The organism is Citrobacter sp. wls710 (genome assembly GCF_005281115.1).
Taxonomy (GTDB): Bacteria; Pseudomonadota; Gammaproteobacteria; order Enterobacterales; family Enterobacteriaceae; genus Citrobacter; species Citrobacter werkmanii.
Map to the genome: position 1 here is coordinate 93,650 of NZ_SZXD01000007.1, position 21,211 is coordinate 114,860.

General features: G+C 54.5%; 18 protein-coding genes and 1 pseudogene. 10 read left to right on the forward strand and 9 right to left on the reverse strand.

Going from position 1 to position 21,211, the window contains the following annotated elements:
* Positions 1–117 precede the first annotated feature (117 nt).
* Complete coding sequence (gene fepB / locus FDX14_RS02670) at positions 118–1,074, forward strand: Fe2+-enterobactin ABC transporter substrate-binding protein (RefSeq protein WP_061381637.1); 957 nt, start codon at positions 118–120, stop codon at positions 1,072–1,074.
* Between the two features lie 39 nt (positions 1,075–1,113).
* On the opposite strand, the gene entS is transcribed toward fepB, so the two are convergent.
* Positions 1,114–2,349, reverse strand: coding sequence for an enterobactin transporter EntS (gene entS / locus FDX14_RS02675; RefSeq protein ID WP_137348954.1), 1,236 nt, complete (start codon positions 2,347–2,349; stop codon positions 1,114–1,116).
* Positions 2,350–2,458: 109 nt separating this feature from the next.
* Between entS and fepD the strand changes: the two genes are divergently transcribed.
* From fepD to fepC, 3 genes are read left to right on the forward strand one after another with little or no spacing between them, the layout of a single operon-like run.
* On the forward strand, positions 2,459–3,466 hold the full coding sequence (gene fepD / locus FDX14_RS02680) for a Fe(3+)-siderophore ABC transporter permease (protein ID WP_061381635.1): 1,008 nt from the start codon (positions 2,459–2,461) through the stop codon (positions 3,464–3,466).
* Positions 3,463–4,455, forward strand: coding sequence for an iron-enterobactin ABC transporter permease (gene fepG, locus FDX14_RS02685; protein ID WP_061381634.1), 993 nt, complete (start codon positions 3,463–3,465; stop codon positions 4,453–4,455). Before fepD ends, fepG begins: the two co-directional genes overlap by 4 nt.
* Positions 4,452–5,249, forward strand: a complete 798-nt coding sequence (gene fepC, locus FDX14_RS02690) for an iron-enterobactin ABC transporter ATP-binding protein (protein ID WP_137348955.1) — start codon at positions 4,452–4,454, stop codon at positions 5,247–5,249. Before fepG ends, fepC begins: the two co-directional genes overlap by 4 nt.
* Before the next feature lie 45 nt (positions 5,250–5,294).
* On the opposite strand, the gene wzz(fepE) is transcribed toward fepC, so the two are convergent.
* The 4 genes from wzz(fepE) to fes form a co-directional block, all read right to left on the reverse strand.
* On the reverse strand, positions 5,295–6,428 hold the full coding sequence (gene wzz(fepE) / locus FDX14_RS02695; RefSeq protein ID WP_137348956.1) for an LPS O-antigen length regulator Wzz(fepE): 1,134 nt from the start codon (positions 6,426–6,428) through the stop codon (positions 5,295–5,297).
* Positions 6,429–6,655: 227 nt separating this feature from the next.
* Positions 6,656–10,546 (reverse strand): enterobactin non-ribosomal peptide synthetase EntF, encoded by a 3,891-nt coding sequence (gene entF / locus FDX14_RS02700; RefSeq protein WP_137348957.1) that lies wholly within the window; start codon positions 10,544–10,546, stop codon positions 6,656–6,658.
* On the reverse strand, positions 10,543–10,761 hold the full coding sequence (locus FDX14_RS02705) for an MbtH family protein (protein ID WP_079225062.1): 219 nt from the start codon (positions 10,759–10,761) through the stop codon (positions 10,543–10,545). The genes entF and FDX14_RS02705 overlap by 4 nt, the downstream gene beginning before the upstream one ends.
* Before the next feature lie 30 nt (positions 10,762–10,791).
* A complete protein-coding gene (gene fes / locus FDX14_RS02710) occupies positions 10,792–12,009 on the reverse strand; it encodes an enterochelin esterase (protein ID WP_137348958.1) in 1,218 nt (405 codons plus the stop codon).
* A 253-nt stretch (positions 12,010–12,262) separates the two neighbouring features.
* On the opposite strand from fes, the gene FDX14_RS02715 reads away from it, so the two are divergent.
* Positions 12,263–14,557, forward strand: coding sequence for a TonB-dependent siderophore receptor (locus tag FDX14_RS02715; RefSeq protein ID WP_042309884.1), 2,295 nt, complete (start codon positions 12,263–12,265; stop codon positions 14,555–14,557).
* A gap of 50 nt (positions 14,558–14,607) precedes the next feature.
* On the forward strand, positions 14,608–15,261 hold the full coding sequence (gene entD / locus FDX14_RS02720) for an enterobactin synthase subunit EntD (RefSeq protein ID WP_079225069.1): 654 nt from the start codon (positions 14,608–14,610) through the stop codon (positions 15,259–15,261).
* On the opposite strand, the gene FDX14_RS25365 is transcribed toward entD, so the two are convergent.
* The gene (locus FDX14_RS25365; RefSeq protein ID WP_320204175.1) at positions 15,251–16,267 is read right to left on the reverse strand and encodes an alpha/beta hydrolase; all 1,017 of its coding nucleotides are present in this window, start codon (positions 16,265–16,267) and stop codon (positions 15,251–15,253) included. The genes entD and FDX14_RS25365 overlap by 11 nt on opposite strands.
* Positions 16,259–16,948: pseudogene (locus FDX14_RS25370) on the reverse strand (GNAT family N-acetyltransferase); the annotation flags it as partial. The gene FDX14_RS25365 and the pseudogene FDX14_RS25370, both read right to left, overlap by 9 nt.
* A 142-nt stretch (positions 16,949–17,090) precedes the next feature.
* On the opposite strand from FDX14_RS25370, the gene FDX14_RS02730 reads away from it, so the two are divergent.
* Positions 17,091–18,209: a YbdK family carboxylate-amine ligase gene (locus FDX14_RS02730; protein ID WP_061381629.1), complete on the forward strand. Its 1,119-nt coding sequence runs from the start codon at positions 17,091–17,093 to the stop codon at positions 18,207–18,209.
* A 66-nt stretch (positions 18,210–18,275) separates the two neighbouring features.
* Complete coding sequence (locus tag FDX14_RS02735; RefSeq protein WP_079225076.1) at positions 18,276–18,524, forward strand: DUF1158 domain-containing protein; 249 nt, start codon at positions 18,276–18,278, stop codon at positions 18,522–18,524.
* Between the two features lie 21 nt (positions 18,525–18,545).
* Here FDX14_RS02735 and FDX14_RS02740 read toward each other — a convergent pair whose 3' ends face one another.
* Complete coding sequence (locus FDX14_RS02740) at positions 18,546–18,887, reverse strand: RamA family antibiotic efflux transcriptional regulator (RefSeq protein WP_042310172.1); 342 nt, start codon at positions 18,885–18,887, stop codon at positions 18,546–18,548.
* 17 nt (positions 18,888–18,904) lie between these two features.
* A complete protein-coding gene (locus FDX14_RS02745) occupies positions 18,905–20,017 on the reverse strand; it encodes an MBL fold metallo-hydrolase (RefSeq protein ID WP_042309889.1) in 1,113 nt (370 codons plus the stop codon).
* A 190-nt stretch (positions 20,018–20,207) separates the two neighbouring features.
* Between FDX14_RS02745 and FDX14_RS02750 the strand changes: the two genes are divergently transcribed.
* Together FDX14_RS02750 and FDX14_RS02755 are read left to right on the forward strand one after the other, a co-directional pair.
* A complete protein-coding gene (locus FDX14_RS02750; protein ID WP_061381627.1) occupies positions 20,208–20,789 on the forward strand; it encodes a TetR/AcrR family transcriptional regulator in 582 nt (193 codons plus the stop codon).
* Complete coding sequence (locus tag FDX14_RS02755; protein WP_061381626.1) at positions 20,789–21,157, forward strand: MmcQ/YjbR family DNA-binding protein; 369 nt, start codon at positions 20,789–20,791, stop codon at positions 21,155–21,157. The genes FDX14_RS02750 and FDX14_RS02755 overlap by 1 nt, the downstream gene beginning before the upstream one ends.
* Positions 21,158–21,211 lie beyond the last annotated feature (54 nt).

Below are 21,211 nucleotides of genomic sequence, written 5' to 3' on the forward strand. Positions count from 1 at the left end.
CAAAGCGGCTGTATGTCAACTCTTGTGGCAGCACAATGTGCGACTTTGGCTTGCATCCTTGCTCGCTAACAATGAAAATGAGAAGCATTAACCATACTGATAACAGGAAGCTGATTCGTGAGTCTCCCCTCTTTTTGTCGCACCGTGCTTTTACTGACTGGTGTGTTTATTTCAGGAGTTTCTTTAGGTCACGCCGCCGACTGGCCGCGTCAGATCACCGACAGCCGTGGCACGCATACGCTGGAGCATAAGCCGCAGCGCATTGTCTCCACCAGCGTAACCCTCACCGGCTCGCTGCTGGCGATTGATGCCCCTGTCATAGCCAGCGGCGCCACCACGCCGAACAACCGCATTGGCGATGCGCAGGGCTTTTTACGTCAATGGAGCGACGTGGCCAGGGAACGCAAACTCAGCCGTCTGTACATTGGCGAACCAAGTGCTGAAGCCGTAGCGGCACAAATGCCGGATCTGATTCTAATCAGCGCCACCGGCGGCGACTCCGCCCTCGCGCTATACGATCAGTTGTCCACCATCGCGCCCACGCTTATCATCAACTACGACGACAAAAGCTGGCAGTCGCTGCTGACGCAACTGGGTGAAATTACCGGTCAGGAACAACAGGCAGCAGCGCGTATTGCCGAATTTGATAAGCAACTGCAAGCGGTTAAGCAACGTATCACCCTGCCACCACAGCCGGTCAGCGCGCTGGTCTATACCGCTGCGGCGCACAGTGCCAATCTTTGGACGCCTGAGTCGGCGCAGGGCAAGCTGATGGAACAGTTAGGTTTCACGCTGGCACCGCTGCCTGCCGGTTTGCACACCAGCCAAAGCCAGGGAAAACGCCACGATATTATCCAGCTTGGCGGTGAAAATCTGGCGGCAGGCCTGAACGGCGAAGCGCTGTTCCTGTTTGCTGGCGACAGCAAAGATGCCGACGCCATATATGCCAATCCGCTTCTGGCGCATCTGCCAGCCGTGCAAAATAAACGTGTTTACGCTCTGGGCACGGAAACCTTCCGTCTCGACTACTACAGCGCGACGCTGCTGTTGCAACGTCTGTCGGCTCTCTTTTAAAAGCCAGCGCCGGATGCGGCTAACGCCCTATCCGGCCCGTCAGGCATTAACTGGCATTTGCCGGAATCGACGTAGTTCCCCCAGCAACAGCAGCAGTAGCAGACCAACAATCACCAGCCCAAATCCACTCACGCTTGCCGAGGCGACGGGCGTCATCATCGCCCCCAAACCGCCTAACAGCGCCGCGCCAATCGCATCCCCGGTGACGTTCTGCGCCGTCCACAAACCGTTAATTCGCCCGAGCATCGCTTCTGGCGTTTGCGTCTGTAACAGGGTGTACTGCAACAAAGAACTAACCGCACTTAACCAACCGAACAGCGCCAGGCAGACTACCCCAAGCTCCCAGACCGGCATCAAGCCAAACAGGCCGATAGCCAGGAACGAAGCCACGGTAGAACCCAGCATGATCAGTCCCGGACGAACGCTGTGCGCTAGCTGTCCGCTGGTCAATGCACCCACCGCCGCGCCAAGAGGAATGGCCGCATACAGCAAACCTATTTGCGCGCTCGACATCTGCCAGTTAATCGCTAACGCCGGATACAGCACGCGCACGGCGCTCGCCATGGTCAACAAGCCTCCGAGCAACGCAATGCCGCCAATCAGCGGACTGACGAGCAAAAAGCGAAATGCTGCCAGCAGCGATTTCAGCGGATGCTCGCGCGGCTGCGGCGGTGGAGGTAACGTGGGAAGGCTCAATAGAGGCAGTAAGGTTATGAACGTGCCTGCCGCCGCCAGCCCGTAGTTCCAGGCCACGCCGCCGGTCGCCAGCAGCACTCCGCCAAGCATCGGCGAAATGACCGAACCCAAACGCACCGTCAGCATGGTAATCGCCCCGGCCTGCATCAGGTTTTCCCGCCCGACCAACGCCGGCGTTGCTGCCAGCAAAGCCGTCACGCCCAGCGAGGCAAAGAAACCGTCCCATAAGCCAAGCAGATAAATCGCCAGTAACGACGGTTCGGGTAGCAGCGCATTCAGACACAAACCAATAAAGCCGACGCCACAGGTTCCACGCGCCAACAGGATCACTTTTTTACGCTCATAGCGGTCGGCCAGTACGCCGCCAACCATCAGGCCAATAAACATCGCGCTGCCAGTCAACGTCACCGACAAACCGACTTGCCAGGTCGATTGGGTCATCATCTGGATCTGTACCGGAACCGCCACACCGAGCAGCCCCAAAGAGACAATGGAAATAAAACGAGCGAGGAAGACGGCGCGAAATGCAGGGTGGGTCTTTAACAGGCTGAGATTAAGCAGCCAGGATTGTCGATTCATTACAGAGCCTTACCAGGTACTTTTTCAATATCCATTCGATGGCTGCACATGCTAACATATCCAAATAAGATCGATAACGATAATTACTATCATTATCAGGGAAGTTGATATGTCATGCTCTGTTTCCGCGACACGCGCCTTCGCCGTGCCCGGACTATTGTTATTACTTGTTCTCACCACGGTATTAAGTCTGGTTATTGGCGCAAAATCGCTACCTGCCTCCGTGGTGCTGGACGCACTCTCCGGCAGTTGCCAAAGCGCGGATTGCACCATCGTGCTGGACGCGCGACTGCCACGCACGCTGGCAGGACTGCTCGCCGGCGGCGCGTTGGGTCTGGCGGGCGCATTAATGCAAACGCTCACGCGTAACCCGCTCGCCGATCCGGGGATCCTTGGCGTTAACTCTGGCGCCAGCTTCGCCATCGTGCTGGGCGCGTCGCTATTCGGTTTCTCTTCGCCACAGGAACAATTGCTGATGGCTTTTGCCGGGGCGCTGGCCGCCTCGCTGATTGTGGCGTTTACCGGTAGCCAGGGCGGTGGGCAACTCAGCCCGGTACGACTGACGCTGGCGGGCGTTGCGCTGGGTGCAGTGCTCGAGGGGCTATCCACCGGCATCGCCCTACTCAACCCGGACGTCTACGATCAGTTGCGTTTCTGGCAGGCCGGTTCCCTCGATATCCGCAGCCTGCAAACGCTGAAGGTAGTACTGGTGCCGGTATTGATTGCCGCGGCTGTCGCATTGTTCCTCAGCCGTGCCCTGAATAGCCTGAGTCTCGGCAGTGACACCGCAACCGCGCTTGGCAGTAAAGTCGCTCGTACGCAGTTTATCGGCCTGCTGGCGATCACTGTCCTGTGCGGCAGCGCGACCGCGATTGTTGGTCCTATCGCCTTTATCGGCCTGATGATGCCGCATATGGCGCGCTGGCTGGTAGGCGCCGATCACCGCTGGTCATTGCCCGTCACTCTGCTGGCAACCCCCTCTCTGCTGTTAATTGCCGATATTATCGGTCGTGTGATTGTCCCCGGCGAGCTGCGTGTCTCGGTGGTCAGCGCATTTATCGGCGCGCCGGTGCTTATCTTTTTAGTACGCCGTAAATCGCGCGGGGGTGGCGCATGATGCACCTCTCCCGCCGTCTGATCATCAGCAGCCTGCTGCTGGTTGTAGGGTGTCTCGTCGTTGGATTGTGGAGCCTGCGTAGCGGCGTCGTTACGCTGGAAACTCAGCAAATTATTGCCGCTCTGTTCGGCGATGCGCCGCGCAGTATTACGCTGGTGGTCACCGAATGGCGTTTGCCACGCGTGCTCATGGCGCTATTGATTGGCGCGGCACTGGGCGTGAGCGGCGCAATATTTCAGTCGCTGATGCGCAACCCGCTGGGCAGCCCGGATGTGATGGGTTTCAATACCGGTGCCTGGAGCGGTGTACTGGTGGCAATGGTGCTGTTCGGCCAGCATCTCACCGCTATCGCACTGGCGGCTATGCTGGGTGGGATCCTGACTTCACTGGTAGTCTGGGCGCTCGCCTGGCGTAATGGTATCGACACCTTCCGGCTAATTATTATTGGTATTGGCATACGCGCTATGCTGGTGGCGTTCAACACCTGGCTGCTGCTGAAAGCATCATTAGAAACCGCGTTAACAGCCGGACTGTGGAACGCCGGATCGCTCAATGGCCTGACCTGGGCCAAGACCTGGCCTTCTGCCCCGCTGATTATTGTGATGCTGGTGTGCGCCACACTGCTGGTGCGCCGGATGCGTTTACTGGAAATGGGTGATGACAGCGCCTGTGCGCTTGGCGTCAGCGTTGAGCGTTCGCGTCTGATGATGATGCTGGTCGCCGTGGTACTGACCGCCGCCGCCACCGCGCTGGCAGGTCCAATTTCCTTTATTGCTCTCGTCGCCCCGCATATTGCGCGTCGACTTAGCGGCACATCCCGCTGGGGATTAACCCTGTCAGCGCTGTGCGGCGCATTGCTGCTGCTGATGGCGGATTTATGCGCCCAACAGCTGTTTATGCCTTATCAGCTTCCGGTGGGCGTTGTCACCGTAAGCCTCGGCGGTATTTATCTTATCGTCTTGTTAATTCAGGAGTCCCGCAAAAAATGATCGAATCAGTTGCCCGTTTGCGCGGCGACCAGTTAACGCTGGGTTATGGCAAGTTTACCGTAGCGGAAAACCTCAATGTGTCGATTCCCGACGGTCACTTTACCGCGATCATTGGGCCAAACGGCTGCGGGAAATCAACGCTACTACGTACACTGAGTCGTCTGATGACACCCGCACACGGCAAGGTTTGGCTCGACGGTGAGCATATTCAGCACTATGCCAGCAAAGAGGTCGCACGCAGAATAGGTTTGCTGGCGCAAAACGCCACCACGCCGGGTGATATTACTGTACAGGAGCTGGTTGCTCGCGGGCGTTACCCACATCAGCCGCTGTTTACCCGCTGGCGGCAAGAAGATGAAATCGCGGTAAACACAGCGATGCAGGCCACAGGGATCGCGCATCTGGCGGCGCAAAGTGTAGATACTCTTTCCGGCGGACAACGTCAGCGCGCATGGATTGCAATGGTGCTGGCGCAGGAAACATCGATTATGTTGCTCGATGAACCCACCACCTGGCTGGATATCAGCCATCAGATTGATCTGCTGGAGCTGCTCAGTGAACTCAACCGGGAGAAGGGTTATACGCTGGCCGCCGTTCTGCACGACCTCAATCAGGCCTGTCGCTACGCCACGCATCTGATTGCGCTGCGTGACGGAAAAATTATTGCCGAGGGTGCGCCGAAGGAAATTGTTACTGCGGAGCTTATCGAAAAAATCTATGGATTACGCTGTATGATTATCGACGATCCAGTTGCCGGCACGCCGTTAGTGGTGCCACTAGGGCGCAACAAATAGCGAGATTTAACGTATGGCGACTGCCTGCCGCCATACGGCTATTAATCACACCAGTTGCTGATCGATAAACGCCATTTTTTGCTTACGCGACACCATGGCGTAGTTCAGCAGAACGCCGCCACAGGCCACCATACCACCCAGTAACGCCGCCAGAATAACGATCATCGATTTAGCCGGACCATCTTTTTTCACCGGCAGCGAAGGTGAAAGCTGATATTTAAACGGCGTAAATTTTACGTCACTCACATTCATCGCTAACAGCTGATCAACGTGATATTGGCGGTTACGTAATTCTCCGTTAATCTCCGCAACATCTGTTACTGATTTTTCAATTTCTAATTTACGCGAGATACCATCAGCGCCCAGTGAAATAGAGAAATCAGGATCATCTTTCACCGCCTGGCCATTACTGTAGACCGGCTTTTTAATCCCGGCGGCATTCGCAATTTCCAGGGAGTAGTTGAGCCGCTGGATATTTGCTTCCATCTGGTTTTTGAGCCTGACGCGATCCATCGCCAGTCTTTCTTTCTCATAACTGGTTTTGATGAACAGTTTATTGCGAATATCTTCCAGCGTTTCTTTCACTACAATATCAGAAATATAGCGGATATATCCCTGTAGCACAGACTGGGCTTCTTCGGCCTGAGGGGCGGTAAAGCTCAGAGTCCACGCGGTATACAGCGAGGTCTCATTCTTCTTACCGGCATTGCTGTCAACCGCGGTCATTTTTTCACTAAGCCTGACGATTGCGCGGTGCAGGTCCATTTCGTCAATATCAGCGCCTTTCAATTGATCCATCACATAGGGTGAAGAACGCAGATAATCTTCTAACAATGAAGGCGACTGGAATTTTTTGATAAACAGGTTAAACACATCCCCACGGCTAACGCCAATATCCATATCCAGTACGCGCAATTTGGTCAACGTATTCTCGAGGTTCTGCCACTGAACCGGTTCTGCTGGGGTCACGATGGCCTGACTGGTCCATTTTTGCGGCAGCAGGAAAGAGACCAGGATACCCACGCAGGCAAAGGCGAAAACGGTAGCCACAATTTTCGTCCTGGCGCGCCATAAGATTTCGATCAGGTTAACCAAATCTATTTCGTTGGCGTTTACCGCAGGCTGAGGATAGGCAGTAAATTCCGAAACGTTGTCTTGCTTAATATTTAATGATGACATGTTGCGTGACCTGAAAACTTTCCCAAAAGAAAAACACTCCCGTGGGAGAAGTCTACCAGCTAGTCAGAATTATCCGAAACTTTCTTTACGCATCAGCCCCTACCAAAAATCATATTCGGAATTTATCCACTCTCCTCACCACCCCATCACACAGTAAAGTAACAACCCCACAACATGACACTGCATTATGGAGTTGTTCGATCGCCGCAATAGCAAAAGTGACTTTGTTACACAGATTGATTAATCAGCACATTAATTACAGGCCCTATCGTCTCAAAGGCGGTGGGAGAAATGATGTCGACATGCGCGCAGTCCTGACGATAAACATCCAGACTGGATATCCATGGTGACCAGCTACGTTCAGGGCTAACGTCCTGCGGCAATGTGCGTTCAGCAACAAACAACGTAGCGTGGCCCGCAAAAGGTACGCTGTGGGCTGTGGTTAACAGGCGAACCGCATCGGCATAATTACCTTCGATAGCGTTGAATAACGCGTCAGACGCATTGCCCTGCTGTGCGGCCAGAAACGCTTCACGTTCACGCTCGATCTCCGCCAGTACGGCAGGATCCAACCCATTGGCCTCTTTTTCCTGCCAATTTTGCGTTTCCGGCGGCCAGGTATCCAGCAGCCCCAGAAAGGCAACTTTCTCACCCCGAGCGAGTAAACGTGCGGCAATCCCCTGCGCCAAAGTGCCTCCCAGTGAGTAACCTAATAAATAGTATGGACCGTGAGGCTGCTGGTTAAGCAGCGTTGCCAGATGATGGTCACATACCGCATCGAGGTTTTCCGCCGTTTGCATGGGTCCATCCGGTCGCGGTGACTGAATGCCTATAATCGACCACTGTGGACTGAGGTAACGCGACAGCACGCTAAACTGCCAGGCAAAACCCGACGCCGGATGGAAGCAAAACAGCGTTGGGCCGTGACTTTCACGCAGCGGCAGCAGCGTCTCAAATCCCAGACGCTGCGACTGTTCATCATCCTGACTCTCCAGCAATGCGCTGAGTTGTTCAACAGTAGAAGCCACCATAATCTGACCTGGCGTCACCTGTCGTTCAAACAGGCAACTCAATTGTGCCGCCAGCTTCATCGCCAGCAGAGAATGTCCGCCCAGCGCAAAGAAATCTGCCTCCACATCATTGACCTCACAATCCAGCAAGGCTGCAAAAGAGTGCGCAATGGTGGTTTCGATCCCTGGGCGCGGCGCACGTCCCGTTGTACGCGACGTTAGCTGAGGCATCGGTAGCGCTTTACGATCCAATTTACCGTTCGCGCTGAGCGGCAGCTCCGCCAGTTGCAACAATACCGTCGGCACCATATGCGCTGGCAGTTTTTCGCGCAGACTCTCCCGCAATCCAGATGTGTCCAGCGGTAAACCCGATTGCGACACCACATACCCCACCAGTTGACGCGCATCGCCGCCGGTCGCCGCTGCCTGATTAAATACGCAGGCATGGGCAACAGCATGCTCGACATCGGGCAGTTGCTGCATCACCCGATCAATTTCCCCCAGTTCAATACGCTGTCCGCGAATTTTAAGCTGGTCATCGCTGCGCCCGAGATATTCCACCGCGCCATTTTCCAGCCAGCGGGCCACATCCCCGGTACGGTACATGCGTTCACCGGCATTAAACGGATCGGCGATAAAGCGGCTTGCCGTCAGATCCGCTCGTCCCAGATAGCCCTGCGCCAGTTGGATCCCCGTCAGGTATAGATCGCCCGCTACGCCGAAGGGCACCGGACGCATCATGGCATCAAGGATCCGCAAACCGGTGTTCCATACCGGATAACCAATCGGCACGCTGTTGCCGGTTACGGCGGCGAGCGCTTCCCCCCAGGCCGGATACCAGCTCACATCGACCGCCGCTTCGGTTGGCCCGTATAAATTGTGCAATGGCGCATGGGTCAACTGTTCCCACTCACGACATAAATCTGCAGGCAAGGCTTCGCCACTGCAGAATACCCGCTTCAGCGAGGCACAACTTTCCTGCGCAGTTTCCGGCGTCAATGACGCAATAAAAGCAGCCAGCATGGAAGGGACAAAGTGAGTGGTCGTCACCCCGTATTGGGCGAAGAATTGCTGCATCGCCAGCGGGTCGCGGTGTGCCTCAGGTTCCGCCATCACCAATTTTGCGCCGGCAATAAACGGCCAGAAAAATTCCCACACCGAGACATCAAAACTGCACGGCGTTTTTTGCGCCACCACATCCTCTGCCGTCAGCGGATAGTGATTTTGCATCCACAGCAAACGGTTAACGATGGCCGTTTGCCCGACCATCACCCCTTTTGGTCTGCCGGTAGAACCGGAAGTAAAAATAATATAGGCCGTATGATTAGGTTGAGAGAGGGCCAACGGCGCGGTATCACCCACAGGCAGCGGCGCGTTGTAGCACAGACTTTCCAGTCCTGGGATATCGCCAAAGCGCGCCAGTTGTTCATCGGTTGCGATCAACAATTTCGGCTTCGCGTCTTCGAGCATCATCCGCAGGCGATCGTCCGGGTATCCGGTATCCAATGGTAGCCAGGCGGCGCCGGCTTCAACAATACCGTGCAGCGCCAGCGTCAGGAACACGGAACGCGGTAATGCTACCGCAACGCTGTCACCTGGCTGTACGCCACGCGCACGCAGTAGCTGCGCCAGCGCCACAACCTGCTGGCGCATTTCGCGATAGCTTAACTGATAGCGAGCATCGGCCAGCGCCAGGGCATCCGGCGTTTTATCGGCCTGCTGTGCCACCAGCGCGCTCAGCGTAGTGGACGGGATCTCCACCGTCGTGTCGTTAATCTTCGCCAGCCGCTCATACTCCGCTGGCAACAGCATCCCGGCCTCACCACAGCGTAGCGCCGGATTGTCGGCAAACTGTTCGATAAGCGCGGTTAAACGCGATGCGTGTTGCGCCAGCGTCGCGGCATCGTAACGCTGTTTATTGGCGAGGATTTCAATACTTAGCCCACCGTTTTCATCCGGGAATAGCGCCAGCTCAAGATCGTTGACCGGGCCTGTCGCCAGGGTATGGGTCTGCGCCTGAACGCCCGGAATATTCAGCTGATAATCGAATATTTTCACGTTCAGCACCGGGCCGAACAGCGGCTCGGCACCAGCTGCGCGCCCGCTATCGCGCACAATTTGTTCAGCGTCATAACGCTGATGTCGCCGCATTTTCTTCAACTGCCCTGCCAACCGCTGTGCCAGCGCAGGCAAGTTTTCTGCCGCATCCAACCTCACACCAAAGGGCAAAACGTTTAAAACCGGTCCGGTGGACGTGAGCGCCGCCGATCCCATACGCCGCATAAAAATAAACCCGGCGGCATAATCCATTCGGCTGCATAAACGCCCCAGCCACAACGCCACCAGCGCCAGGGCAAGATCTGCTCGCTGAACGTCAGGCATCCGTGCCGCAAGCTGACGGAACGCTCCTTCTGGCGCGGTGAGCTTCAGACGAATAATATCGGCACTGGCCGAACGACCCGGCAACGGTTTGTCCGACAACGAGGCCGGGGGCGGTAGTTGCTTGCGTTGCTCGGTCCAGTAAGCACCATCACGTTGCCAGGCATCGCTTTGACGATACTGTTGGTACTCTTCCACGACCTCGGCGAATGGCGTAAAAGGCGAGTCTGGCGTGGATTGTCCACACTGCCATGCGCGGTAAATGGCGGCTATCTGGCGGGTAATGGCCGGGAAACTGAAGCCATCAACCAGCAGATGATGATAACGCTGATACCAGTACCATCGTTTATCTCCCACCTGAATGAGCTGATGGAAAACCAACGGTTTACCGCCATCAGCGCGTAAGTCCTGTTGCAGATCAGCCTGCATCAATGCGCGGGCTGCTTCATGTGGGTTGGCATTTTCACGTAGATCGAGAATTTCAGGTTGCGCAAAAGTGAGCGTAGGATCGACCCATTGCCAGACCTCGCCGTTATCTTCGCTAAACCGCATCCGCAGGGTATCAGCCTGATCCAGACCGGCAACGATTGCCTTTGCCAGCAACGGCGCGTTCAGTTCACCGGTTAATTCTACATAGTGCGCAACGCTCCATGCCGAGGGCAAGGTGGAGAGTTTTTCCGCCATCCAGATCCCCGGCTGAGCCGCGACTAACGGTAAACGCTGAGTCATGGAGCCTCCTGCACATCAACGTAGTTTGCTGGCGTCAGGGTGGTCCAGTTTGCGTCCAGCCATTGCTGGCAGGCTTCCGGCGATTGCGGTTCGCACGCGACTTGCCAGCCAGCAGGAAGGGAGCACTGCTGCGGCCAGAGGCTAAACTGACGCTGTGGGTTTTGCAGAATGTAAAACTGGCCCTGCGGATTATCGAAGGGGTTACTGAATTCCATACTCAACTCCTGTCGTGGAACATCGTCCGGTTAAATCGTCTCGGAAAGCGGCTGCCAGAGCGTCATTAGCCCTTGCATCAGGCCGCCGCGCCAGCAAAGCGCATCGTGTCCGCCATCAACCTGACGCCAGAAAATAGATTGTGGTGCAGAGGGTAATTGGGCATATAGCGCCTGATTGACACGAAAAATTATCGGCTCGCGGATCCCGGCCTCCAGAACGATACGCAGTCCCTGCACGCTGACCTGGCCGCTCTTCAGTTGCTCAACAATCGCCCCATCCTGATGACCGCCGCGATGCGGCCACCAGTAAGAACCGGACTGGCTAAGCACACAGCCGAAGCGCGCGGGCCAGTTCAGTCCCGCATACAGCGCAGACAACCCGCCAAAACTTTGTCCGGCGACCACCGTGCGCTGCGGATCGTCACTGAACGCAGTGGTCGTCTTTACCAGCGGCAATAGCTCCTGCTGTACCGCCAACCAAAAATCGGCGTTACACGGCAGTTCGCGACTACGATGAGATGTGTCGATCGCGTCAATCAGAAGATATACGGCGGGTGGGAGTTCTCCGCGGTGCGTGAGCGCAGCCAGTGCAGGCCAGACCGGCATACTTTGTGCCCAAAACTGACCGTCCAGCAGGATAGCCAGCGGACGCGCTTCTGGTCGGGCGTCGCCGGTGGTAAATACCCATACGCGACGCGTATTCCCAAGCCTGGTGCTGTGCCATTGCAGGCAAACTGCGGGGCAATCGGGATCTTCAGGCTGATCCCATCCAGGCTGTACGGGAGCGTCTGGCATTTCCAGCGCAGACACCGCATGGCCACGACCTCCCCGCCAGCTCTGAGGATTAAGAGGATCGGCAATCGCCTGCGGTAACAATTGTCGCCAGCCTTCACGCAACACAGTTCGGTCAGGCGCTTCACCCGCCGTCAGCGCGGAAAAAATATCGTCCCGAGCGGTGGGAATGAAACAGTAGCTACCGCGCCAGTGGGCGCTGAGGGAAACACTCCAGCACCAAACATTCGTACCGCTAATACGTTGCATCGACTGAGGGGGGACATTTTGATGGTGGTCGGTGACGCCGGTGATATAGACCCACACACGACGAATGGCTGACTCTTTTTCCGTTCCCTGCGGGTCACGCCACCAGAAGGTTACCCGATAATTTCCGTTCTCTTCACGCTCCCACTCCGGGCCTTTTTTCGACTGCCACCACGCTTCGCTTCCCGTCTTTAACGTCGTCACCGCCATAACCCCATGTTTATTGTGAATTTTTATGATTCAGCGTGAAATATATTGATAATATTATTGATAACTATTTGCATTTGCAATAGCGTATTGTCGCGCTGTGGGAAGCGCGCACAGTTTTTCACCACTTATAAACCGACCTGGCGCTGCGTACTTTTTCTGGAATGGAGGGTTTACGCGGATGCGGGCGACATCAGACCAAATGCCGCACCACGGCACATGGGTTCTCGTGGCTAAAAGAACAGCAGGACATACAATGAACAACAAGATTCATTCACTGGCCTTATTGGTCAATTTAGGGATTTACGGGGTAGCACTGCCAGCAATGGCAGAAGATCAAACTGAAAACGCCGCTGTCTCTCATGAAGACACCATCGTCGTTACCGCCGCTCAGCAGAACCTGCAGGCGCCGGGTGTTTCAACCATCACCGCGGATGAAATCCGTAAAAATCCTCCCGCCCGCGATGTGGCGGAAATCATCCGTACCATGCCTGGCGTTAACCTGACTGGTAACTCAACCAGCGGACAGCGCGGTAACAACCGTCAGATTGATATTCGTGGTATGGGTCCAGAAAACACCCTGATTCTGATCGACGGTAAACCGGTGACCAGCCGTAACTCCGTGCGTCAGGGCTGGCGCGGCGAGCGTGATACCCGCGGCGATACAGCCTGGGTGCCACCGGAGATGATCGAGCGTATTGAAGTGCTGCGTGGTCCTGCCGCCGCACGTTACGGCAATGGTGCTGCGGGCGGCGTGGTGAATATCATCACCAAAAAAGGCAGCAATGAATGGCACGGTTCGTGGGATACCTATTTCAATGCCCCGGAACACAAAGACGAAGGCTCGACCAAACGTACCAACTTTAGCCTGAACGGCCCATTGGGCGGGGATTTCAGCTTCCGTCTGTACGGTAATCTCGATAAAACTCAGGCCGACGCATGGGACATCAACGACGGTCACCAGTCGGCTCGTACAGGGTCATACGCCGATACGATGCCAGCCGGTCGTGAAGGGGTAAAAAACAAAGATATCAACGGCCAGCTGCGTTGGGATTTTGCTCCGATGCAATCGCTGGAGTTTGAAGCAGGCTACAGCCGCCAGGGCAATCTGTATGCTGGCGACACTCAGAACACCAACAACGATAACAAAACCAATGGGCTGGTAAAAAAATACTACGGTAAAGAAACTAACCGTATGTACCGCCAGAACTATGCGCTGACGTGGAACGGCGGTTGGGACAGCGGCATTACCACCAGCAACTGGGCGCAGTACGAACACACCCGCAACTCTCGCTTAGGTGAAGGTCTGGCTGGAGGTCTTGAAGGATTATTTAACAGTAATCATTTTACTGACACTGACCTGGCGGATGTCACTCTACACAGCGAAATTAGCATTCCATTCGACCTGTTGGTTAATCAGAACCTGACGCTGGGTACCGAGTGGAATCAGCAGCGTATGAAAGACATGAGTTCCAATACCCAGACGTTTATGGGGGGGAACATACCTGGTGCCAGCAGTACAGATCGTAGCCCGTATTCACAAGCTGAAATTTTCTCTCTGTTTGCTGAAAACAACATGGAACTGACCGACAGCACCATGCTGACGCCGGGTCTGCGTTTCGATCACCACAGCATTGTGGGCGATAACTGGAGCCCGTCGCTGAACCTGTCTCAGGGGCTGGGCGACGACTTTACGCTGAAAATGGGCATCGCGCGCGCCTATAAAGCACCTAGCCTGTACCAGACTAACCCGAATTATATTCTGTACAGCAAAGGCCAGGGTTGCTACGCCACCGGTTCTGCCACCGGTATTGGCTGCTATATGATGGGTAACGATGACCTGAAAGCTGAAACCAGCATCAACAAAGAGATTGGTCTGGAGTTCAAACGCGACGGCTGGCTTGCAGGCGTTACCTGGTTCCGTAACGATTACCGCAACAAGATCGAAGCGGGAACCGCACCGCTAAGCAGAACGTCAATTACCCAGAAAAACCCGACTACGGGCAAAGAAACAACAACCTACACCGATATCTATCAGTGGGAAAATGTGCCTAAAGCGGTGGTTGAGGGTCTGGAAGGGACGTTGAACGTGCCGGTTAGCGAAACCGTTACCTGGACCAACAACATCACTTACATGCTGCAAAGTAAGAATAAAGAGACCGGCGAACGCCTGTCGATTATTCCTGAGTACACGCTGAACTCAACGCTGAGCTGGCAGGCACGCGAAGATTTGTCACTGCAATCAACCTTTACCTGGTACGGCAAACAGCAGCCGAAAAAATATGATTACCAGGGCAAACCGGTTACCGGCAGTTCGGCGAGTGAAGTCAGCCCGTACAGCATCGTCGGTCTGAGCGCGACCTGGGATGTGACGAAAAACGTCAGCCTGACCGGCGGCGTGGATAACGTCTTCGACAAACGTCTGTGGCGTGAAGGTAATGCCCAAACCACCAGTGATATCAAAACTGGCGACTATATGGCGGGCGCAGGCGCATACACCTATAACGAACCGGGCCGGACGTGGTTCATGAGCGTGAACACGCACTTCTGATAACGTTTATCCCTCTCCTCGCCTGTGGGGAGAGGGAAATCATCGCTAGCATGAACACCACGCACACACCGCTCACTTTCGCAGACCACACGCTGCATATTGTCGAGTTTGATCCCGCCAGCTTCCATGAGCAGGAGCTGCTCTGGCTCCCCCACCACGCTCAGCTCCTGTCCAGTGGACGTAAGCGTAACGCTGAACACTTAGCAGGGCGGATCGCTGCAGTATACGCTCTGCGCGAATTTGGCCTCAAAACCGTACCCGGCATCGGCGCACAACGCCAACCGTTATGGCCGCAAAATCTGTTTGGCAGCATCAGCCATAGCGCATCAACTGCGCTGGCGGTGGTGTCGACGCGTCCCGTTGGAGTGGACATCGAAACTATTTTTCCACCACCAACCGCCGTTGAGCTGGCTGACAGCATTGTCGATAACCACGAACGACAGATTATGCTTCACGCCAACCTGCCCTTTCCACTCGCCTTAACCCTGGCGTTCAGCGCAAAGGAGAGCCTGTATAAAACGTTTTCGGAACACACTACGGCGTTACCGGGGTTCGCCAGCGCTAAAGTTACCGCCCTCACCCCAACCCAGATAACCTTGCGAATCCAGCCCTTATTTTCGCAAAGCCTCGCCGGGCAGGAAATTAACGTTCGCTGGTTTCAGCGCGATCGCCAGGTCATTACGCTGTGCGACGTTATTTTTTAACAAACTCACCAATCGCCTGATACGTAGCCTGCGCCTCCTGCGGAACTTTATCCTCCAGCATCAAATATGCGTGCGTCATCCCAGGAAAGTGCACATGCTGAACGGATATCCCCTCCGCCTGCAATCTGGCGACAAATGCAAAACCCTCATCCCGTAACGGATCCAGCCCACCACTGAATACCAGGGTAGATGGAAAATTCTGGCTCAGCGGCAGATAAAGCGGAGACGCCTGTTTACGATCTTCTCCATTGCGGAAATATTGCTGAAAATACCAGCGTATTTTGCTTTCATCCAGCAGCTTTCCTGAACCATTCTCCTGTACCGACGGCCAGTTCAGGGTGTAATCCAGGCTCGGATAAATCAGCACCAGGCGATGAATAAATCCCGGCAGCTCGCGGGATAAAGCAGCGGCCAGCGTCGCGCTAAATGCACCGCCGCCGCTGTCACCAATAAGCGTAAGTTGGCGAGTATAAGGAATATGCTGACTTTCGAGCAGCGACCAGACGTGTTCTATCGCGGCTTTAGCATCGCAAAGACCCGCCGGGTAAGGATTTTCTGGCGCACGTCGATAATCAACCGCAACAACGGTATTTTTTGTCGCCATCGCCAGATGTCGGGCGATAGGGTCGTACACCTCCACCGAACCACTCAGATGTCCGCCGCCATGGATAAACACCACCACCTTCGGCTCTGTGGTAAATGTCGGGCGATAAATCCGTACCGGAATGCGACGCTCCCCGGTATCCACTTCAGTATTGATAATCGCCGCCATCGGCTCCAGGGCGGATACATTCGCTTTTGTCAGCGCCGCTAATCCTGCTCGAGAGCTGAGCGTGTCGTAGACGGGATTGGGATTATGGGGTTGCGCGGCGAGAAAATCAGCCAGCGGCGCGGGCGGTGTTTGCGCCACCGGACCGTGTTCCTGTTGCCAGCGTTGTTGATAATCTTGCTGTTGCATCTGCACTGTCTCAGCGTTGACGACCTGACAGGAAAAGCACTCTGCCATCGACCTGCGTTGCCGCCCATGTTCATCAAAGTTGTCGGCAGCCAGCCAGCGCTGCAATGCGGCATCGCGCTGCGGCCATTCGCTATCAATTATTGATAACCAGTCGCTGTCGCGGTTGCGCCCCTTACGCACAATCTTCTGGCGAAAACGCCCTTCAAAGATAAATCCAAGACGCTCTGCCGCCCGTCGCGACGCCGTATTCAACGAATCGCATTTCCACTCCACACGACGGTACCCTAACGCAAACGCCTGACGCAGCAGCAGCCAGACGCTTTCGGTGCCGAGTACCGTATTTTTCATGCGCGGCGACCAGGTCACATGACCAATTTCGACCGAGCCATGCTCCCGCTCGATCGCCATAAAACACACCAGGCCAACGGCACGCCCGGAATACTGTTCAATTACCGCATAAGGAACCAGAGAGGCGTCAGTGGATTTTGCCGTGATCCAGCAAGCCGCGGCTTCAACGCTCGTTGGGCGAGAGCTTGCAAGCCAGGTCCAGTCGCGATCGTCGGGTGCCTGCGCATAGGCATCAAACAGGTCGGCGGCATGGCTGTCAGCATCCAGAGGAACCAAACGGCAGTACTGCCCAACAAGCTCTTCCCGTGGCAGCACGGCGGCACCTTTCCAGTCCGGAACAACATCGCCGACTGTCTGTCCATACAGATTTATTTCCGGCACGACTCAACCCCTGTTGCGAAGCAAAAAATAGTTATAGCACCTGCCATTTCGCCTTCAAAGCGTCATGCGATGATTTCTTACGCCGAACAGAAAACCAGCAGCCCTTCTATACTTAATCAAAATCAACGCTGAAGAGAACCCTATGTCACTACCCGATTTTCATGTTTCCGACCCTTTTACGTTAGGCATTGAACTGGAAATGCAGGTGGTTAATCCCCCAGGTTACGACCTGAGCCAGGATTCTTCCCGGCTGATTGACGCCATTAAGCCGCAGCTTACCGCCGGGGAAGTGAAGCACGACATCACCGAAAGTATGCTGGAGATGGCAACCGGAGTTTGTCGCAATATCGACCAGGCTGATGCTGAATTGTCGGCCATGCAGCAGGTAATCATGCGGGTTGCGGCAGATCATCACCTCGCCATCTGCGGCGGTGGTACGCACCCATTTCAAAAATGGCAACGTCAGGAAGTCTGCGATGACGAACGCTATCGACGTAATCTGGAAAATTTTGGTTATCTTATTCAGCAGGCGACCGTTTTCGGTCAACACGTCCATGTTGGCTGCGCCAACGGTGATGATGCCATTTACCTCCTGCACGGGCTGTCGCGATTTGTTCCTCATTTTATTGCGCTCTCTGCCGCCTCACCTTATATGCAAACATCCGACACGCAATTTGCCTGCTCGCGCCTGAATATATTCTCCGGATTTCCCGATAACGGTCCGATGCCATGGGTGAATAACTGGCCGGAATTTACGGGACTATTTCGTCGCCTGGCTTACACCAGCATGATTGATAGCATTAAAGATTTGCACTGGGATATCCGCCCCAGCCCGCACTTCGGTACGGTTGAGGTTCGGGTAATGGACACTCCGTTGACCCTTAAACACGCGGTCAATATGGCGGGACTGATTCAGTCCACCGCCCACTGGTTACTCACCAAACGTCCATTCAAACACCAGGAGCAGGATTATTTACTGTATAAATTCAACCGTTTTCAGGCCTGCCGTTTTGGTATGGCGGGAATCGTCACCGACGTGAATACGGGCGATGGACATCGCCTGGCGGATGACACGCTACGGCTGCTGGAGAATGTCGCCGCCTCTGCGGACAAAGTGGGTGCGACCAGCGCGATTGAAGCCTTACGCCTACAGGTTAAAAATGGTCATGATGAAGCACAGAATATGCGTGATTTCGTGGCGGAAGGCGGATCGTTGAGTGGTCTGGTGAAAAAACACTGTGAGATTTGGGCAGGGCTTTAGGCGTGGGATTTGCGTTGCCCGCTGAGATCCCGGACAATGGTATTTTAACTCAAGTTTAACAATACCATGAGACACCCGCTTGAATCGCTGATGACCGCCGCAGGGATCCTGCTGCTGGCTTTTCTGTCCTGCCTGCTCTTGCCTGCCCCTTCACTGGGCCTGGTGCTGGCGCAAAAACTGGTTGCCACTTTTCATCTGATGGACCTCAACCAGTTTTACACGTTGCTGTTTTGCCTGTGGTTTTTACTACTGGGGGTGATTGAGTATTTTGTGCTGCGCTACATCTGGCGGCGCTGGTTCTCGCTGGCGGATTAAACCTGCGAGAACCCGGTGCCGTTAATGCGTTCGGCTATGATTTTCTTTGCGATAAGCGCCAGGCGGTTGACTAAACGTACGGGTAAAAATACGCGTAAAGGTCTGCTGCGAATCAAATCCGTACTTCAAACAGATGTCGTACACTTTCTGATCGGTATCGCGTAGATCGCGCGCCGCCAGCAGCAGTTTACGCTCGCGGATGTAACGCCCCAAGCTCTCGCCTTTGTACTGCATAAAAAGACGCTGTAGGTGCCATTTTGAATAACCCGCATGGCGGGCAACATCATCAATGCGCAATGGTTGATTCAAATTATCATCAATCCATTCAACAATCGTATCAATTACCTGAGCAGAAATCGTCATCATGCTCTCCCCTGTGTTCATTGATTCGCCTGCTGCCACCAGGCCGCAAATGTTTGGTCCGGTTCGGACAGTATGACCGGTTCACCCAGCATCGGCGTCAGCAGTCGGTAATCTTGTTGGCGGCTTGCAAGCGCCAGTCGTTTGTACGGATCATCCCAGGTATGTTTCGCCAGAACAAAACGACCTGCGTGCCCAGGCAAAACGGCTTTCGCATGCAGATCCGCCGCGGCCTGAGCCGTCTCTTCCGGCATCATGTGAATAAACTTCCAGTCCAGGTCATACTGACCGTTCTCCATAATCGCCAAATCAACCGAGCCAAACTGCTCGCCAATGGCTTTAAAATGCGGTCCATAGCCGGAATCACCGCTGTAATAAATGTTCTGTTCCGGCGTTTCAAACATAAAGCTGGCCCATAGCGTCTGATTACGCTTAATGCCTCGTCCCGAAAAATGGCGGGCTGGCAGAACATGCACAATCAGTGAGTCCGTCACTCTGACGGACTGATTCCAGTCACGTTCGTCGATTATTTCGCTGCGCATTCCCCAATAACGCAGATGCGACCCCACCCCCAGCGGCGTAATCACCCGCTTAATCTTTGGCATTAACGCCTTGATGGTGGCGAGATCCAGATGGTCATAGTGATCGTGCGAGATGATAAGCAGATCGATCTCCGGCATTGTCTGTGCGGTCCACGGATAATCCCCGGCAAAGGCTTTATTTAGAAATGAAAACGGCGCGGCATAGTTGCTGAACACCGGATCAATCAGGATGCGTTGACCCGCCAGTTGCAAATACCATGAAGAGTGACCCAGCCAGACCAGAGTATCCTGCTGCGGCGGTAACCCGGCGAGATCGCTCGCCACCAACGGTAACGGCTGTGCTGGCCGCGCATTTTCACGCTTAGCGACCAGAAACTCCCACCAGGCCGCCAGCATACCTTTGTTACCGGTATAGCCCGGTGTCGGCAGCTGGTTATGAAACTGTCCATCACGATAGTGTGGCGACTGTTCAACCTGACTCAGTTGTGCCCCTTGCGGCGCCTGGCCAAATCCGGCATTGAGTACAAACGGTAAACTTGTAGCAGCGGCAATAAGCATAATAACAACCACACAAACTGTGAGACGCTTCATATCCTGACCTTAAACGCGCCTCCTTTCCGCTGGTTTGCGCGACTGACCCTTGATTATGAGTGAGTAAGCACTCATTATAGAAATCGAAAGTTCGCCGTCAAGATGATTTTCAATCTTTGACATTCGCCGTTGCGGTGCTGCAAAGGCCGTGATTCAATCATGTTTTTTACAGACTTAAGGGTAAAGTGTAGTGGCTCGTCCGAAGAGTGAAGACAAAAAATTGGCATTACTGGAAGCTGCAACCACAGCATTTGCACAATCAGGTATTGCGGCCTCTACCGCCGTAATCGCGCGCAATGCAGGGGTTGCGGAGGGAACGTTGTTTCGCTATTTCGCGACCAAAGATGATTTGATCAACGAACTTTACCTCTTTTTAAAACACGATCTCTGCCAGTCAATGATGGCAAATCTGGATCGCTCAGTGACCGATGCCAAAACCATGACTCACTACATCTGGAATAGCTACATTAGCTGGGGTCTGAATCATACCTGCGGACATCGCACCATTCGCCAGTTGGCCGTCAGCGAGAAAATCAGTAAAGAAACAGAACAGAAGGCTGACGATATGTTCCCGGAACTGCGCGATCTTTGCCATCGCTCCGTGCGACCTGAATTTATGTCGGACGAGTATCGCGCCTTTGGCGACGGGCTTTTTTTAACACTTGCAGAAACAACCATGGAATTCGCTGCCCGCAATCCTGCCCGCGCAGCTGAATACATTTCGCTGGGGTTTGAAGCCATGTGGCGCGCCCTGACTCGCGAGGAAAAATAATGGACGGAAAGACACTGCATGACTGCGCAAAGCGCCTTGCGCTAGAACTGCCTTTCACCGAGCACTGCTGGCCTTTTGGCCCGGAATACGACGTGTTCAAGGTCGGTGGTAAGATTTTCATGCTGGTGTTTGAACATCACGGACGCCCGCTGGTTAACCTGAAATCCGATCCGCAAAAATCATTGTTAAATCAACAGATCTACCCCAGCATTGAACCCGGTTATCACATGAATAAAAAGCACTGGATCTCAGTCTATCCAGGCGACGACATTACCGAGTCATTGCTGACGGACCTGGTGAATGACTCATGGCACCAGGTAGTGGATGGCCTACCCAAACGAGAGCAAAAGCACCTGCGCCCTGTCTGATTTATCGTTAACGTCGATAAGTGTTTTTGCATTTTTCTGTCTTATCTTTTTTCT